The organism is Pseudomonas sp. PDM03, assembly GCF_014852385.1.
Taxonomy (GTDB): Bacteria; Pseudomonadota; Gammaproteobacteria; order Pseudomonadales; family Pseudomonadaceae; genus Aquipseudomonas; species Aquipseudomonas migulae.
The window spans coordinates 56,483-73,179 of record NZ_JACVBM010000027.1 but is presented as its reverse complement, the minus strand read 5'-3'; the positions used below and the strand labels follow the sequence as shown (position 1 = coordinate 73,179).

Genomic DNA, 16,697 nt, shown 5'->3' with positions numbered 1-16,697 from the left:
ATGGTGAGTGAATCAATATCGATCTACAACCACGAGCGTCCGCACCAGTCTTTGAAATACAAAACGCCCGATGCGATGCATCGGGCGCTGGGATGAAACAGGTGTAAACCTATTTCAGGACTAGACAGACGCTTGAATTACAGGTCGTCTTTGTCGAAACGTCGTGCTTCGCGCTGAAGCTGGTAGACGAAACGCTCTACCTGACGCTGCACCAGACCGCTCATGTTGTGAAAGCGGATGCCGGCGAAGGTGGTGGAGATTCTTTCTTCGAAATGCAGGTAACGCAGTTCGACCGGTGCCGTCATTTTGCCAAAGGGCAGGGCGGCGGCGAAGCGGTCGTAGACCTGACCCAATTGCAGGCTGCCGGTAATGTCGCCTTCAAAGCGCAACTTGCAGCCGGTGGCGGAGATGTCCAACAGCTTGCCGCTGATCGGTGCCTTGAGCTTTTCACCGTCCAGATCGACGTTGACCAGTTGGGCCAGTTTCAAGGCTGCGCGGAAGGCATTGCGGCGCTGGTGATAAACCACTTCATCCGGCAGCGGGCCACGATAGCAGCGGCTGTCACCGGACTCGTCGATGGTCAGTTGACCGTTGCTTTCCCAGGCAATGCGCACGCCTTCGTGAAAGCCTTCGACCTTGAACGGTTCGCCGGCCAGCATGAAGCGCTCACCGTCACGCGGGATCATTTCGTCGAGCGCGATGGTCCCGCGCTCGCGGTCCACGTCCACCAGATAGCTCTGGAAGCGCTGGGTGCGCTCATGGAACGTGATGATCAGCGGATCATGGCTTTCTTGCAGTTGGCGCAGGTTGCCGGAGATTTCCAACGGTGTGGTAAGCACCTTGGGTGGCTGCGGGGCATCTTCCGCGGTTAAGGCATTGGACACGGTTCATCAATCTCCAGACAAAATATGACTACGGCTGGCCAGTATATTGCCAGCATGTTGCGAGTCTTGATAGGGCGCGGTCATTTGCGGGCTCAAGCCTGACTGAGCGGGCGCGGCTTCGCAAGCTTGGCGGTTGATCCGCGGGCATCATAAAGCGCTGGCGGTTCACCGCCGGTCAGGATTTTCAGCTGATTGGCCGTGGCGGCCTGCTGGACCAGGATTGACTGGCCATTATTGGCGTTCGCCGCCTGGCATAGAGCCAGTAGATCGGTCAGCACATCGCTCTGGGCCAGCAACTGCTCGCCAATGCTCGAATGGCTGGCGAGTTGCTCCAGGCCGTTGCGATTGGTCGGCAGGTTGAGGCTGGCGAGGATTTCGCTGCGCTTGCGGCCATGCTGTTCAAGCAGAATGATCAATGCCTGTTTCTGCGCCAGAATCTCTTCGAGCAGTGGCATGTCCCGACCGTGCAAGGCGAGGGACTCGGTTTGCAGTAACTCAAGCAAGTGTTGCGCTGGAGCAAAGTCGTCGGTGATCAGTTGCAGTAAATTAGTGTCTTGCATGGCTGGCCTTGGGTTTTAAGCGTCCAAAAGCCTGGCGCGGGCCGTAGCCTAGCGCTGGGCTTCGAAGTTGAGCAGTTTGCTGGCTACACGGCTGCTGTCGACTTTATAGCTGCCATCGGCAATCGCTGCTTTCAACTCGGCCACACGGGCGTTGTCGACGGCAGGCTGATCGCGCAGCTTGTCAGTGACCTGTTGCAACTGTTGAGCCTCATTGCTGAGGTGTACCGATTCCCCGCTTTTGATGGCAGTGGCCTGTTCGGCCGGGGTATTCAGCGGCGCGGATTTGCCGGCGTCGGCAGTTTCCTTGGCAACGCTGGTACGTGTACTGCCCGTAAGTGGCGAGGAGCTGTTCAAACGGCTGAAATCGATGACCATGGTAAAAAACCTCTGAGTATTTGGACGCTTGCCATGTTTTCGGCTCTCCCTGTGAAAACTTTAGACCCATTTATCAAATGGGCCCGCATGCGCCAGCACTTCTCCTGCATGCGGCACAGTTTAGGGAACAGCCTCGGGCAACGCCACATCTTCACGAACAGAGAATCCTACATGGACACTTCCACCTGACCTGGCGCGGTAACCTGCGCCTTGATGACCCGTCTGGAATTGAGGTTTTTCACCCGTATCTGCTCGGCCATGCCGCCATTGGACAGGGCCTCGCCGGGCATTCGCACGCTGAGCGTACCACTGCGGGCGGTAATCACCACCTGATCGCCTTTGCTTATGACTTCCGCCTGTTCGAGATGAACCAGGGTAATCACCTGGTCGGTGACCATTGGTCGGGTAAGTCGCTGGCCGATCGCCTGGTCTACGGATGTGAAGTAGCCCTGGCCGATCAGGCTGATGTCACGCTCGCGCAGCGTCACGTCATCGGGCTCGACAATCCCTGCGCGACGCAGGGGCCGGGTGACGGTCACTACATCGCGAAACAGGCGGACTTGAGCGGGTACGAAGACTGTCCAGGGCGATGCCCCCTCGCAGCGAACCTTGACCGTGACCCGGCCCAGCGGCTTGGCCGGACTCTCGAGGCTGGCTGTCAATTCCTTGTCGCACATGGGCATGCGCAGTCGCTGGTCGAGCTGGTTGACCTGGATTTCGTAGCGACCTTCCGTTTGACTGGTAGCCAGATAGTCTTCTACGGTGAATTCAAGAAAGCCCTGGGTGACGCCGATAAGCATGTCAGGCAAGGTAACTGCGTCAGCAAAGGCAGGGCTGCCAGCGTTGAACAGGCAAACGGCCGACACTGCACAGAGCAATCTGCGGATAGGTGATGTCAGGCGTCGGAAAAATGTCGGTTCTGTGTTCATAAAAGTTAAAAAGCAAGCGCCGTGCCGTTTAGTGATGAATGTGCGTCGCAACACACTTAGCGTTGGTGTAGGAGTCTGGGCATGGCTGGTGTAATGGATTCGGTAAACCAGCGCACGCAACTGGTAGGGCAGAATCGCCTGGAGCTGTTGTTGTTCCGTCTCGACGGCCAACAGCTTTACGGGATCAACGTGTTCAAGGTTCGCGAGGTGCTGCAATGCCCCAAGCTGACCCTGATGCCCAAGTCCAGTCCTGTCGTGTGCGGTGTGGCAAATATCCGGGGGGCGACCATTCCGATCCTTGATCTGGCAATGGCGACCGGTTCCGGAGCGCTTAAAGATCAAAGCAATCCGTTTGTGATCATCACGGAGTACAACACCAAGACCCAGGGTTTCCTGGTGCGCTCGGTGGAACGCATCGTCAACATGAACTGGGAGGAGATTCATCCGCCTCCCAAGGGCACCGGACGCGATCATTACCTGACGGCTGTGACTCGGGTCGACAATCAGTTAGTCGAAATCATCGACGTCGAGAAGATCCTGGCGGAAGTGGCGCCGACACCGGAAGCGATTTCCGTCGGCGTGGTCGATGTCGAAACACAGCACAAGGCGCTGTCGCTGCGGGTGCTGACGGTCGATGACTCGTCGGTGGCGCGCAAGCAGGTCACGCGTTGCCTGCAAACGGTCGGCGTCGAAGTGGTGGCGTTGAACGACGGACGGCAAGCGCTGGAATACCTGCGCAAACTGGCCGATGAGGGTAAGAAGCCGGAAGAAGAGTTCCTGATGATGATCTCCGACATCGAGATGCCGGAGATGGACGGGTACACCCTGACGGCCGAGATCCGCAACGACCCTCGCATGCAAAAGCTTCATATCATCCTGCATACTTCGTTGTCGGGTGTGTTCAATCAGGCGATGGTCAAGAAAGTCGGTGCCGATGACTTCCTGGCCAAATTCCGTCCTGATGACCTGGCATCCCGGGTAGTTGACCGGATCAAAGCAGCAGACATCAGCTAGGGGCCTTTTGCCCCTGGTGATTAACACGATTTAAGAGGCGGCATCTTTGTCTACGGGTAATTTGGATTTCGAACAGTTCCGGGTCTTCCTGGAAAAAGCCTGTGGCATTTTGCTCGGTGAAAACAAGCAGTACCTGGTCTCGAGCCGTCTCAACAAACTGATGGAGCAGCAAGGCATCAAGTCCCTGGGTGAGCTGGTTCAGCGCATCCAGACCCAGCCGCGCAGCGGTTTGCGCGAGTTGGTGGTCGATGCCATGACGACCAACGAAACCCTGTGGTTTCGTGACACCTATCCGTTTGAAGTCTTGAAGAACAAGGTACTGCCCGAAGCGATCAAGGCGGCTCCGGGGCAACGCTTGCGAATCTGGTCGGCGGCCTGCTCGTCGGGTCAGGAACCGTATTCGCTGTCGATGTCCATCGACGAGTTCGAGCGGGTCAATATGGGCCAGTTGAAGATGGGTGTGCAGATCGTTGCCACTGACCTGTCCGGTACCATGCTGACCAACTGCAAGACTGGCGAGTACGACAGCCTGGCCATCGGCCGCGGGTTGTCGCCCGAGCGTCTTCAGCGTTATTTCGACCCGAAAGGGCCGGGACGCTGGGCCATCAAGGCGCCGATCAAGAGTCGGGTGGAGTTTCGCTCGTTCAACCTGCTGGACAGCTACGCGAGCCTCGGCAAGTTCGACATCGTGTTCTGCCGCAACGTGCTGATCTACTTCTCCGCCGAGGTGAAGAAAGACATCCTGTTGCGCATCCACAGCACGTTGAAGCCTGGCGGTTATCTGTTCCTTGGCGCGTCTGAAGCGCTGAACGGTTTGCCGGATCATTACCAGATGGTTCAGTGCAGCCCTGGGATCATTTACCAGGCTAAGTGATGGGTTGGCGGTAGTTTGAAAAACGGGAGTCCTTGGGGGCTCCCGTTTTTTTTGTCTGCTGTGTTGGTGTGTATATCCGTTTCTTCGGTCACGGCTGATATTGGTTTCGCCCTTACGGCGAGTCACTTGGAAGAGCCCCAAGTAACCAAGGGCTCTTGCCCCTTTCGTTCGGTGCCTCGCCTAGGCTCGGCATGCCCTCGCTCCGGTCCTGCTCCGTGGGCCCGCCGCCATCGGCCATCCCTGGCCGGGGGCGGCTAACCCGGCATCCATGCCGGGTTGCCCACTGCGCAGAACCTGCGCTCGGCCTCTCGAGGGGGCGCTCAGATCAAAAGCTGAAGGCGAGCTAACGCTCGGCCTGATGAGTGGTGGAAATCAAAAGCGTACGCGATTCCCTGTAGGAGCCGGCTTGCTGGCGATAGCGGTGGGTCAGCGACACATGTATCGCCTGAAAGGACGCCATCGCCAGCAAGCCGGCTCCTACAGGGGATTGGTGTACATGTTCGGAATGAGTGAATGCAGTAGAGAAGCACAACGCGGGCAACTGAAGAGCCAGGTCGGCTTTCAGGCCGCCTCGGCGGCTGTGGCGGTGGTCGCCCCCTCGAGAGGCCGAGTGGAGGTTCTGCGCAGTGGGCAACCCGGCATGGATGCCGGGTTAGCCGCCCCCGGCCATGGATGGCCGATGGCGGCGGGCCCACGGAGCAGGACCGGAGCGAGGGCATGGCGAGCATTAGCGAGGCACCGAACGAAAGGGGCAAGAGCCCTTTGGTTACTTTGGGGCTTTTCCAAAGTGACTCGCCGTAAGGGCGAAACCATAAGTGGCCGTTACCGCAAAAACGGATACACACACAACCCGGGCCAAAACCGAAAGCGGCAGAAAAGCGGCAGACGGCGGAAACCCGTTGCCGCTTTTCTGGCATTGCCGCTTCGCCCCTGCCCGCAAAGCCCCGGTTTACGGGCTTTTTTGAATTGGCACGCCGCTTGCTATATCCATCGTACGAAAAATCAGGTCACCCGAAGGTTTCCCGACATGAGCATCAGCTTCGATAAAGCGCTCGGTATCCACGAACAAGCCCTGGGCTTCCGCGCCCAGCGTGCCGAAGTCCTGGCCAACAACATCGCCAACGCCGACACCCCGAACTACAAGGCTCGGGATCTGGACTTCTCGAAAGTGCTCGCCGAGCAGAACGAGAAAACCAAGAGCGGCACATTCGCCTTGAACATGACCAACAACCGTCATATCGAAGCCGAAGGCATGGGCAATGGCGACGAGTCGCTGCTGTATCGCACGCCGATGCAACCGTCGATTGACCAGAACACCGTGGACGCCCAACTGGAACAGTCGAACTACGCGGAAAACGCGATCAACTTCCAGGCCAGCTTCACCCTGCTCAACAGCAAATTCAAAGGGCTGATGTCAGCCATTCGCGGAGAGTAAGACATGTCTCTATCCAGTGTTTTCAACATTGCCGGTAGCGGCATGAGCGCGCAAACCACGCGTTTGAACACCGTGGCCTCGAACATCGCCAACGCCGAGACCGTCTCGTCGAGTATCGACCAGACCTACCGCGCACGTCATCCGGTGTTCGCCACCATGTTCCAGGGTGGGCAGAGCGGCGGCAGCGATTCGTTGTTCCAGAACCAGGACGCGGCCGGTCAGGGCGTGCAAGTGCTGGGCGTGGTCGAAGACCAGAGCAATCTGGAAGCGCGCTATGAGCCAAACCACCCGGCGGCCGACGCCAAGGGCTACGTCTACTACCCGAACGTCAACGTGGTTGAAGAAATGGCCGACATGATTTCCGCGAGCCGTTCGTTCCAGACCAACGCCGAAATGATGAACACCGCCAAAACCATGATGCAGAAGGTCCTGACCCTCGGTCAGTGATAAGGGGCGACTCAGATGAGTGTTACCGATACCACTAGCGGCATTAGCCTCAAAGACATCCTGGCCAACTCCTCGATCAAGACCAACACCAGCGCCGACGGCCTGGCGTCCGCCACGAACAGCGCCACTGGCAAAAAGGCCCTGGGCAAGGACGCGTTCCTGCAGTTGCTGGTGACACAGCTGAAGAACCAGAACCCGCTGGAGCCGCAGGACAACGGCGAGTTCGTTGCCCAGTTGGCGCAGTTCAGCAGCCTGGAAGGCATCACCACGCTCAACACCACCGTGAGTGGCCTGGCCAGCAATTACAACTCGTCCCAGGCCCTGCAGGCTTCGTCGCTGGTCGGGCGTTCGGTCATCGCGCCGAGCGAGAAGGCCGTGGTCGATACCTCCAAGAGCTTCAACGGGACCATCGCGGTTCCGGCCTCGGTGGACCCGGTGAAAGTGAAGATTACCGACGCCGATGGCAAGGTCATCCGCACCATCGACCTGGGCAGCCAAAAAGCCGGCAGCGCCAGTTTCATCTGGGACGGCAAGAACGATGCAGGCGAAGTGGCCAAGGCGGGTACGTACAGCTTCGGCGCTACCGCAACTTACGACGGCAAGGCGACTTCGCTGGTGACGTACCTGCCGGCGACTGTCAGCAGCGTGACCATCAGCCAGACCGGTGGTGAGTTGATGCTCAATCTCGCCGGTGGGGGCAGCATCGCCCTGTCCAAAGTACAAACAATTGGTATGTAGAGCCGACTAACACGGCACAAAGGAGTGGAATATGTCTTTCAATATCGGCCTTAGCGGTCTCTATGCAGCCAACAAACAACTGGACGTGACCGGCAACAACATCGCCAACGTCGCGACCACCGGTTTCAAATCGTCCCGTGCGGAATTCTCGGACGTTTACTCGGCGACCAAGCTGGGTTCCGGTAGCAAAACCATTGGTAACGGCGTGCGCCTGGCCAACGTTTCCCAGCAGTTCACCCAGGGCGACGTCAACAACACCGGCAACGTGCTGGACATGGGCATCAACGGTTCCGGCTTCTTCGTGCTGAACGACAACGGCTCGCTGTCCTACACCCGTGCCGGTACGTTCAAGGTCGACAAGGACGGTTACGTCACCAACACCGACGGCACTTCGCGTCTGCAAGGTTACGGCGTGGACGCCAACGGCAAGATCATCAACGGCGTGTTGACCGACCTGCGTATCGATACTTCGAACCTGGCGCCAAAAAACACCTCCACGGTGTCGTCGACGATCAACCTGAACTCCACCGCACCGGTTATCGATCAGGTTGCCACCCCGTTTGATTCGACCAAAGAAGCCACCTTCACCAAACAGTTCAGTACCCCGATTTATGACACTCAGGGTAACAAGCACGTCATGGACCAATACATGGTCAAGACCGGGGCGAACACCTGGAAAACCTACACCCTGATTGATGGTCGCAACCCGAATGGCACCGACCCTAGTCCTACCGCGGTTCCGTTGAACCTGCCGGTCGCTTCGACCATGGTGTTCGATACCTCGGGCAATCTGGTTTCGGTTACCACTCCGGCCGTTCCGCTGCCGATCGTCAGCCCTGACCTGAGAATCACCGGCTGGATTCCCGGTGACGTGACCAATGGCGTGTGGGCAGCCAATGGCGCTACTTCCGGTGTCGTTACGATCTCCATGGCCAAAACCTCGCAATACAATGCTGACACCGCACGTTCGATTCCTACGCAGAACGGCTACGCCACCGGCCAGATCACCAACCTGACCATCGATGGCAGCGGTATCATGCTGGCCAACTTCAGCAACAGCCAGACCAAGGCCATCGGCCAGATCTCGCTCGCCAGCTTCACCAACGAGCAAGGTCTGCAGCCAGTAGGCGGCACCAGCTGGAAAGAAACCTACGCGTCGGGTATCCCGGGCTACGATGCGCCGAACACCGGCACCTTGGGCGAGATCCACTCCAACTCCCTGGAAGAGTCCAACGTCAACCTGACCAGCGAACTGGTCGACCTGATCAAGGCGCAGAGCAACTACCAGGCGAACGCCAAGACCATCTCGACTCAAAGCACCATCATGCAGACCATCATTCAGATGACCTGATGCTGGATAGCGCTGCATAAAAAGCCCCTCGCAAGTGGGGCTTTTTTGTGGCCGGGATTTTGTGTTGTCAGGGAGGGCCTCTTCGCGGGCAAGCCCGCTCCCACAGGGTTAACGTCTTTCATATGCTTTGTGAACAACACGAAACCTGTAGGAGCCGGCTTGCTGGCGATCCAGGCGCCGCGGTCATTCAGGCGCGCCGCGTCATCGTTCATCGCCAGCAAGCCGGCTCCTACAGGTCCGCAGGCAAAAGAAAACCCCCGACCAATCCAGAGGACCGATCGGGGGTTGTCGGGTAAGCGCCTTTCAGCGCCTACCGGCTCAGCTTATTGGCAAGCTTCGCAATCCGGCTCGTCGATGGCGCAAGCCTTCGGCACTGGAGCAGGACCGGCAGGAGCTGCCAGGACCGAATCTTCACCATGGTTGCCGCCGCTGGAAACAGCGTTCAGCTTGCCGGTGTTGATGGTCGACTTCTCGGTGCTGGTCGCGGCCAGGGCACGGAGGTAGTAAGTGGTTTTCAGACCACGGTACCAGGCCATGCGGTAGGTCACGTCCAGCTTCTTGCCCGAGGCGCCAGCGATGTACAGGTTCAGCGACTGAGCCTGGTCGATCCACTTCTGACGACGGCTTGCCGCGTCGACGATCCACTTGGTGTCCACTTCGAAGGCAGTCGCGTAGAGCTCTTTGAGTTCTTGCGGGATGCGCTCGATCTGCTGCACCGAACCGTCGTAGTACTTCAGGTCGTTGATCATGACCGAGTCCCACAGACCGCGAGCCTTCAGGTCGCGAACCAGGTACGGGTTGATCACGGTGAATTCGCCCGACAGGTTCGATTTCACGTAGAGGTTCTGGTAGGTCGGTTCGATCGACTGCGAGACGCCAGTGATGTTGGCGATGGTCGCGGTCGGTGCGATGGCCATGATGTTGGAGTTACGAATGCCTTTCTGTACACGGGCGCGAACCGGTGCCCAGTCCAGGGATTCGTTCAGGTCAACGTCGATGTACTTCTGGCCACGCTGCTCGATCAGGATCTGTTGCGAATCCAGCGGCAGGATGCCTTTGGACCACAGGGAACCCTGGAACGTCTCGTACGCGCCGCGCTCGTCGGCCAGGTCGCAGGACGCCTGGATCGCGTAGTAGCTGACCGCTTCCATCGACTTGTCGGCGAACTCGACGGCAGCGTCGGAACCGTAAGGAATGTGCTGCAGGTACAAAGCGTCCTGGAAGCCCATGATGCCCAGGCCGACCGGACGGTGCTTGAAGTTGGAGTTCTTCGCTTGCGGCACCGAGTAGTAGTTGATGTCGATAACGTTATCGAGCATGCGAACAGCGGTGTTCACGGTGCGTTCCAGCTTGGCGGTGTCCAGCTTGCCGTTGACGATGTGGTTCGGCAGGTTGATCGAGCCCAGGTTGCAAACGGCGATCTCGTCCTTGTTGGTGTTCAAGGTGATCTCGGTGCACAGGTTCGAGCTGTGGACCACGCCAACGTGCTGCTGCGGGCTGCGCAGGTTGCACGGGTCTTTGAAGGTCAGCCATGGGTGGCCGGTTTCAAACAGCATGGACAGCATTTTGCGCCACAGGTCTTTGGCCTGGATAGTCTTGAACAGCTTGACCTTGCCCGGGTACTCGGTCAGGGCTTCGTAGTACTCGTAACGCTCTTCGAAAGCCTTGCCGGTCAGGTCGTGCAGGTCCGGTACTTCGGACGGCGAGAACAGGGTCCACTTGCCGTCATCGAAGACGCGCTTCATGAACAGGTCAGGGATCCAGTTGGCGGTGTTCATGTCGTGGGTACGACGACGATCATCACCGGTGTTCTTGCGGAGTTCGATGAACTCCTCGATGTCCATGTGCCAGGTTTCCAGGTAGGCACACACAGCGCCTTTGCGCTTGCCACCCTGGTTAACGGCAACGGCGGTGTCGTTCACCACTTTCAGGAACGGAACCACGCCCTGGGATTTGCCGTTGGTGCCCTTGATGTACGAACCGAGTGCACGAACCGGGGTCCAGTCGTTGCCCAGGCCGCCGGCGAATTTCGACAACATGGCGTTGTCGTGGATCGCGTGGTAGATGCCCGACAGGTCATCCGGCACGGTGGTCAGGTAGCAGCTCGACAGCTGTGGACGCAGGGTGCCGGCGTTGAACAGGGTCGGAGTCGACGACATGTAGTCGAAGGACGACAACAGGTTGTAGAACTCGATCGCACGGTCTTCTTTCTGCTTCTCTTCGATCGCCAGGCCCATGGCCACGCGCATGAAGAAGATTTGCGGCAGTTCGAAGCGGATACCGTCCTTGTGGATGAAGTAACGGTCGTACAGGGTTTGCAGGCCCAGGTAGGTGAACTGCTGATCGCGCTCGTGGTTGATCGCCTTGCCGAGTTTTTCCAGGTCGAAGGTGGCCAGGACCGGGTTCAGCAATTCGAATTCGATACCCTTGGCGATGTACGCAGGCAATGCCTTGGCGTACAGGTCGACCATTTCGTGGTGGGTCGCGCTTTCGGCAACGTTCAGGAAGCTCAGGCCTTCGGCACGCAGGGTGTCCATCAGCAGGCGGGCGGTCACGAACGAGTAGTTCGGCTCACGCTCGACCAGGGTACGGGCGGTCATCACCAGGGCGGTGTTGACGTCGGTCAGGGCCACGCCGTCGTATAGGTTTTTCAGGGTTTCGCGCTGGATCAGGTCGCCGTCGACTTCTTCCAGGCCTTCGCACGCTTCGGTGACGATGGTGTTCAGGCGACCCATGTCCAGCGGTGCAAAAGTGCCGTCGGCGCGGGTGATGCGGATCGACGGGTGAGCGTTGACCGCTTCTTCTGCCGGAGCGTGGGCAGCGCGTTGTTTCGAACGACCGTCGCGGTAGATCACGTAGTCGCGAGCCACTTTCTGCTCACCGGCACGCATCAGGGCCAGTTCGACCTGGTCCTGGATTTCTTCGATGTGGATGGTGCCGCCCGACGGCATGCGACGCTTGAAGGTCGCGGTGACCTGTTCGGTCAGGCGGGCCACGGTGTCATGGATTCGCGACGAAGCGGCAGCGGTGCCGCCTTCAACTGCGAGAAACGCTTTGGTGATCGCGACGGTGATCTTGTCATCGGTGTAAGGAACGACAGTGCCGTTACGCTTGATCACGCGCAGTTGGCCAGGCGCGGTGGCGGACAGATCCGAAGTCGAATCAGCGGCCTGCGGCAAAGTGCCCTGCGGGTTCTCGCGAGTTGTGTCGGTTTGCATGGGGGGTTGTCTCCACATTCTCTATGTTTGTTTGGGCACCATCACGGTGCCCACCGTTCCGTCCTGAAGCACTACAACCGGCTGGGCCGGGCATACCAACTTCGGGACAGATCAGGAAGGGGGCTGTTGGGGCGCCGCTTCCATGCCGAAGTCTTTGGTCCCAGGCCTTGAGCCTGACACCGGGATCCTTTTGGGTGACAGTAATCGACTGCAACACCCGTACCGTTAACGCCGTTTCCGGCTCAAAAACAGTAGCCATCCGCACGCGCGGTTTGGTCTTTCGAAAATACGTTTGGTTCAACCGGAAAGAGGCAATAAAAGCGCTTGAAATCGGTGTCCGGTTTGTGTTTGGTTTTTGGCGTAAAACCCTACATGTAGGGTTTTTTTCGCGCCGGGGTACAAGATAATGCGTTTCGGAGGGTGTTGCAACGTACTACCTGTGGATAAACCTGTGCGTAAATTGTGTGTGAAAGGTGGAACGAGCGTGTAGGCCGCGACCTAGCTGGAGCGGACTGTTTTTCGCTGATTTTCAGCGATTGAAAACAGTCATTCGGATTTTTAAGGGCGCGAACCCTATCACAAAAAACCGGGTTGTCCGAACGCATTTGCCGGCTTGTGTTCTCGGCGGGCGACGTTTATACAATCGGCCGATGGTTACGCATTCTTATCCTCCCCAATCATTACAAAAAGACGGGCGGATCCTTCCTTATTAGTGTTGTTGGCAAGCAGAGGTCACCGTGGAGCAAGAAGCCTGGCAGGTATTGATAGTGGAAGACGACCAGCGTCTGGCCGAACTGACCCGCGAATACCTGGAGGCCAATGGCCTGCGTGTGTCGATCGAAGGCAACGGCGCCCTGGCGGCCGCACGCATCATCAAGGAGAAACCGGACCTGGTGATCCTCGACCTGATGCTGCCGGGCGAAGACGGCCTGAGCATTTGCCGCAAGGTCCGTGACAAATACGACGGGCCGATCCTGATGCTCACCGCACGTACCGACGACACCGATCAGATCCTCGGCCTCGACCTGGGCGCCGACGATTACGTCTGCAAACCGGTTCGCCCACGCCTGCTGCTGGCCCGCATCCAGGCCCTTTTGCGGCGCAGTGAAGCGCCTGAACCCGTCCCGGAAAAACAACGGCGCCTGCAATTCGGCCCGCTGGTGGTGGACAACGCCTTGCGTGAAGCCTGGCTGCATGACAACGGTATCGAGTTGACCAGCGCCGAATTCGACCTGCTGTGGCTGTTGGTGGCCAATGCCGGGCGCATCCTCTCTCGTGAAGAGATTTTCACCGCACTGCGCGGCATCGGCTATGACGGTCAGGACCGCTCCATCGATGTACGCATCTCGCGCATCCGACCGAAGATCGGCGATGACCCGGATCATCCGCGCCTGATCAAAACCATCCGCAGCAAAGGCTACCTGTTCGTGCCGGAAGCCTGCGTAGACCCGTCGCTGTGAACTCGATCTTCCTGCGCATCTATGGCGGCATGTGCGCGGCGCTGATTCTGGTGGCGGTGCTCGGCGTGCTGGCCCTGCACATGCTCAACCAGGTGCGCAGCGAGCAATACCGCGAGCGCCTGGCCCATGGCACGTTCTCGCTGATGGCCGACAACCTGCAACCGATGAACGAAACCCAGCGTCACCGCGCCTTGCTGGTGTGGGAACGCCTGCTCGGGATTCCGTTGGCGCTGAAGACGTTCGCCCAGACCGACCTCGATCTGACTCAGCGCACCCGCGTGCTACGCGGTCAGGCGCTGGTGGAGCAGACCGGTCCGCATGCGGCGAAGGTCTATCGACTGATCAGCGACAAGGAGCAGTTGGTGCTCACGGGGGAGGTGCAGCAGATCAGCGAGCAACTCGCCCGCGCGACCATTTACCTGCTCGCCGATGAGCTGGTGCGCGTGCCGGTGGCCGAGCAGCCCAAGCGTCTGGCGCAGTTGAAAGAAGAAAAAGGGTTTGGTTTCGACTTGCGGCTGGTCACGGTCGGCGAAGCGGACATGGACGAAGACCAGAGCCGTCGGGTGGCCGAAGGCGATACGGTAATGGCGCTGGGCAAGGGCGGCGATTCGATCCGGGTGTTTGCCGGCATGGTCGGCACGCCGTGGGTGCTGGAAATCGGTCCGCTGTATCAGATGAATCCTTACCCGCCGGAGTGGCTGGTGCTGATCGCGGCGCTGGGCTTGAGCCTGATCGGGTTGATTGTCTATCTCTTGGTGCGGCAACTGGAGCGTCGTTTGCGCGGGCTTGAAGCGGCCGCCACGCGCATCGCCAAAGGCAGCCTGGAAACCCGCGTGCCGGCGCGCGGCGCCGACTCGGTGGGACGCCTGGCCTCGGCGTTCAACGGCATGGCCGAGCACTTGCAGCAGTTGCTGGCGATCCAGCGTGAACTGGTACGCGCGGTGTCCCACGAATTGCGCACGCCCGTGGCGCGGCTGCGTTTCGGCCTGGAGATGATCGGCTCGGCCACCACGCCGCAGGCGTTGGAGAAGTACCGCGAGGGCATGGATCACGATATTGAAGACCTTGATCGGCTGGTGGACGAGATGCTCACTTATGCGCGGCTGGAACAGGGTTCGCCCGCGCTGAATTTCCAGCGGATCGACCTGGATGCGTTGGTCAATCAAGTGATCGAAGAATTGGCGCCCTTGCGCGCCGACGTTACGGTGCAGCGCGGTCTGTGCCTCTCGGCCGCCGATTGCGATGATGCCTGGGTCGAGGCCGAACCCCGTTACCTGCACCGGGCGATCCAGAACCTGGTGAGCAACGCCATGCGCCATGCGTCATCGCGGGTGACCGTCAGCTATCAGGTCGGGCAGCAGCGTTGTCGAGTGGACATCGAGGACGACGGGCCGGGTGTGCCGGAATCCGCGTGGGAGAAAATCTTTACGCCGTTCCTGCGTCTCGATGACAGCCGAACCCGTGCTTCGGGCGGGCATGGGTTGGGGCTGTCGATCGTGCGGCGGATCATCCATTGGCATGACGGGCGAGCGTTGATCAGCAAGAGCAAGAGCCTGGGTGGGGCTTGCTTTAGCCTCAGTTGGCCGAGGAATCAGGAGAAACGCTGAGATTTTCGTTGTCTGGTCTATCGCCTTCGCCAGCAAGCCGGCTCCTACAAGGTCTGCGTAAACCTGTAGGAGCCGGCTTGCTGGCGATGGCGTCCTCAAAAGCACCAAAGATCTTCAGGCCTTGATACTCACTAGACTCAACAACTGCCCATCCTTCACCCCGAACTGCGCATCCAGCTCGGTGCCATGGCGCCATTCACTGGACAGGTCCGTCAACAATCGCAACCGCACCTCACCCGCCTCGGACCACTCCAACACCTCGGCATGCTCGAAGTAGAAGCGCTGCTGAACAATCGGATACAGCGCCTTGAACAGACTCTCCTTCACCGAAAACGTCAGCGTCACCAGCAGCGCCAGTTGATCGCGATGGCCTGCCGCCATGCGTTGTAACTCCGGCGGGGTGAGAATTTCCCCGGCCAGGCGCTCGGCCCGTTCAGGGTTGAGCAGGTTTTCCAGGTCCATCCCCAAGCCGCGCCAGTGGGTTTTCTGCGCGACAATCGCCGCAGCGCGGCCGGTGCTGTGGGTGATCGAGCCGCAGATGTGCGCTGGCCAGACCGGCGCCCGGTCTTCGCCAATGGCCGGGGTAAAATTCAGCCCTTCCAACCGCTGCAACGCGGCGCGAGCGCAAACCCGGCCGGCGAGAAACTCGGCCTGACGCTTGGCCACCGAACGCCGGATGGTCGCGGGCGGCTCGATGGCGCTGCGCTGAAAGTCATCGGCGGCCAGTTGCGAGGTGTTGAAGTGCGTGCTCAGCAGCACCGTATCGGGCAACACGAACGGCAGCGGCCAATGGGCATCGAGTGGGGTGCAGCAGGCGGGCAGGGCGGGGACGGGATTCATGTCGGGCATTTTGCCGGGTTGCCTTGAAGCTGGGTAGTGCAAAGGTTCAGAACCGAGGCGTGGCCATCGCGAGCAGGCTCACTCCCACATTGGAATGCATTTCAAATGTGGGAGCGAGCCTGCTCGCGATGGCCGCGCCTCGGTCTACCTGCTCAACCAAAAATCTTTTTGAAAAACGCCTGCATATCCGCCCACGATTTCTCATCCGCCGCCTTGTTGTAACCAATATCCGGCCCACCATGATCGCCATGGCTCAAGCGATCCGCGTCCGGATTGCTGAACCCATGCTTGGCGCCCTCAAGGTTGACGAATTGATAATCGGCCCCGGCCTTGTCCATTTCCGCCTTGAACGCCGCGACGTTTTCCGACGTCACCATGCTGTCCAGCGCGCCATGCTCCACGAGGATTTTTGCCTTCACGCTACCGGGTGTTGCAGGTGCTTTGGTTGCCAGCGCCCCGTGGAAACTCACCACGCCCGCCAGCGGCAAGCCCTGACGTGCCGCATTCAGCACCACGCTGCCGCCGAAGCAGTAGCCAATCGCAGCAATTTTATCCGGATCGGTTTGCGGCTGTTTCTTCAACAGATCCAGCCCGGCCTGAAACCGCGCACTGGCGGCGGCGCTGTCCTTGATCGCCGCTTGCATGAACGCCATGGCGTCCTTGGGGTGTTCGGTGTTTTTGCCGTCGCCATACATGTCGATGGCCAAGGCGCTGTAGCCCAGACCGGCGAGGTCACGGGCGCGGCGCTTGGCGTAGTCATTGAGCCCCCACCACTCGTGAACCACCACAACGCCAGGGCGGGGGCCTTTAACCGCGTCGTCGTAAGCGTAATACCCGATCAGCTTGGTGCCGTCGGGGCTTTGATAGGGGATTTCCTGGGTCTTGATGGCCGCCTGGCTGAGCCCGCTCACGGCTAGCAAGAACAGGGCAAGGAATATACGCATGGTCGGATCTCCTGAAAAAAG

Annotated in this window: 15 protein-coding genes and 1 pseudogene; 9 read left to right on the top strand and 7 right to left on the bottom strand. The window is 59.3% G+C overall.

Features of this window, described 5'->3' with window-relative positions; translation table 11 throughout:
* A pseudogene (locus IB254_RS26905) lies at positions 1–124 on the top strand (integrase core domain-containing protein); the annotation flags it as partial.
* Positions 125–137: 13 nt separating this feature from the next.
* Here the strand turns inward: IB254_RS26905 and IB254_RS26900 are convergent.
* The 4 genes from IB254_RS26900 to flgA form a co-directional block, all read right to left on the bottom strand.
* On the bottom strand, positions 138–884 hold the full coding sequence (locus IB254_RS26900) for a flagellar brake protein (protein WP_008038444.1): 747 nt from the start codon (positions 882–884) through the stop codon (positions 138–140).
* Between the two features lie 92 nt (positions 885–976).
* Entirely contained in the window at positions 977–1,444 is a 468-nt protein-coding gene (locus IB254_RS26895) for a flagella synthesis protein FlgN (protein ID WP_192420417.1), read from the bottom strand.
* 48 nt (positions 1,445–1,492) lie between these two features.
* Positions 1,493–1,819 (bottom strand): flagellar biosynthesis anti-sigma factor FlgM, encoded by a 327-nt coding sequence (gene flgM, locus IB254_RS26890; RefSeq protein ID WP_008033053.1) that lies wholly within the window; start codon positions 1,817–1,819, stop codon positions 1,493–1,495.
* Positions 1,820–1,986: 167 nt separating this feature from the next.
* Positions 1,987–2,748: a flagellar basal body P-ring formation chaperone FlgA gene (gene flgA / locus IB254_RS26885; protein WP_192420416.1), complete on the bottom strand. Its 762-nt coding sequence runs from the start codon at positions 2,746–2,748 to the stop codon at positions 1,987–1,989.
* Positions 2,749–2,829: 81 nt separating this feature from the next.
* Between flgA and IB254_RS26880 the strand changes: the two genes are divergently transcribed.
* The 6 genes from IB254_RS26880 (at position 2,830) to flgE (ending at position 8,607) form a co-directional block, all read left to right on the top strand.
* Positions 2,830–3,762, top strand: a complete 933-nt coding sequence (locus IB254_RS26880) for a chemotaxis protein CheV (RefSeq protein WP_192227951.1) — start codon at positions 2,830–2,832, stop codon at positions 3,760–3,762.
* Between the two features lie 46 nt (positions 3,763–3,808).
* Positions 3,809–4,636 carry a protein-glutamate O-methyltransferase CheR gene (cheR, locus tag IB254_RS26875; RefSeq protein WP_192227950.1) on the top strand — a complete coding sequence of 276 codons (828 nt, stop codon included), beginning with the start codon at positions 3,809–3,811 and terminating at the stop codon, positions 4,634–4,636.
* A 1,027-nt stretch (positions 4,637–5,663) separates the two neighbouring features.
* The gene (gene flgB, locus IB254_RS26870; protein ID WP_008041767.1) at positions 5,664–6,071 is read left to right on the top strand and encodes a flagellar basal body rod protein FlgB; all 408 of its coding nucleotides are present in this window, start codon (positions 5,664–5,666) and stop codon (positions 6,069–6,071) included.
* A gap of 3 nt (positions 6,072–6,074) precedes the next feature.
* On the top strand, positions 6,075–6,518 hold the full coding sequence (gene flgC, locus IB254_RS26865; protein ID WP_007937507.1) for a flagellar basal body rod protein FlgC: 444 nt from the start codon (positions 6,075–6,077) through the stop codon (positions 6,516–6,518).
* Positions 6,519–6,533: 15 nt separating this feature from the next.
* Complete coding sequence (gene flgD, locus IB254_RS26860; protein ID WP_192420415.1) at positions 6,534–7,256, top strand: flagellar hook assembly protein FlgD; 723 nt, start codon at positions 6,534–6,536, stop codon at positions 7,254–7,256.
* 31 nt (positions 7,257–7,287) lie between these two features.
* The gene (gene flgE / locus IB254_RS26855) at positions 7,288–8,607 is read left to right on the top strand and encodes a flagellar hook protein FlgE (protein ID WP_192420414.1); all 1,320 of its coding nucleotides are present in this window, start codon (positions 7,288–7,290) and stop codon (positions 8,605–8,607) included.
* 323 nt (positions 8,608–8,930) lie between these two features.
* Here flgE and IB254_RS26850 read toward each other — a convergent pair whose 3' ends face one another.
* The gene (locus IB254_RS26850; protein WP_008029373.1) at positions 8,931–11,825 is read right to left on the bottom strand and encodes a ribonucleoside-diphosphate reductase subunit alpha; all 2,895 of its coding nucleotides are present in this window, start codon (positions 11,823–11,825) and stop codon (positions 8,931–8,933) included.
* Positions 11,826–12,562: 737 nt separating this feature from the next.
* Between IB254_RS26850 and IB254_RS26845 the strand changes: the two genes are divergently transcribed.
* Together IB254_RS26845 and IB254_RS26840 are read left to right on the top strand one after the other, a co-directional pair.
* Entirely contained in the window at positions 12,563–13,285 is a 723-nt protein-coding gene (locus tag IB254_RS26845) for a response regulator (protein ID WP_008041764.1), read from the top strand.
* Positions 13,282–14,892, top strand: a complete 1,611-nt coding sequence (locus IB254_RS26840; RefSeq protein WP_192420413.1) for an ATP-binding protein — start codon at positions 13,282–13,284, stop codon at positions 14,890–14,892. The genes IB254_RS26845 and IB254_RS26840 overlap by 4 nt, the downstream gene beginning before the upstream one ends.
* 114 nt (positions 14,893–15,006) lie before the next feature.
* On the opposite strand, the gene IB254_RS26835 is transcribed toward IB254_RS26840, so the two are convergent.
* Positions 15,007–15,732, bottom strand: a complete 726-nt coding sequence (locus IB254_RS26835; protein ID WP_223481750.1) for a 4'-phosphopantetheinyl transferase family protein — start codon at positions 15,730–15,732, stop codon at positions 15,007–15,009.
* A gap of 152 nt (positions 15,733–15,884) precedes the next feature.
* Entirely contained in the window at positions 15,885–16,676 is a 792-nt protein-coding gene (locus IB254_RS26830) for a dienelactone hydrolase family protein (protein ID WP_192420411.1), read from the bottom strand.
* Between the last annotated feature and the right edge of the window lie 21 nt (positions 16,677–16,697).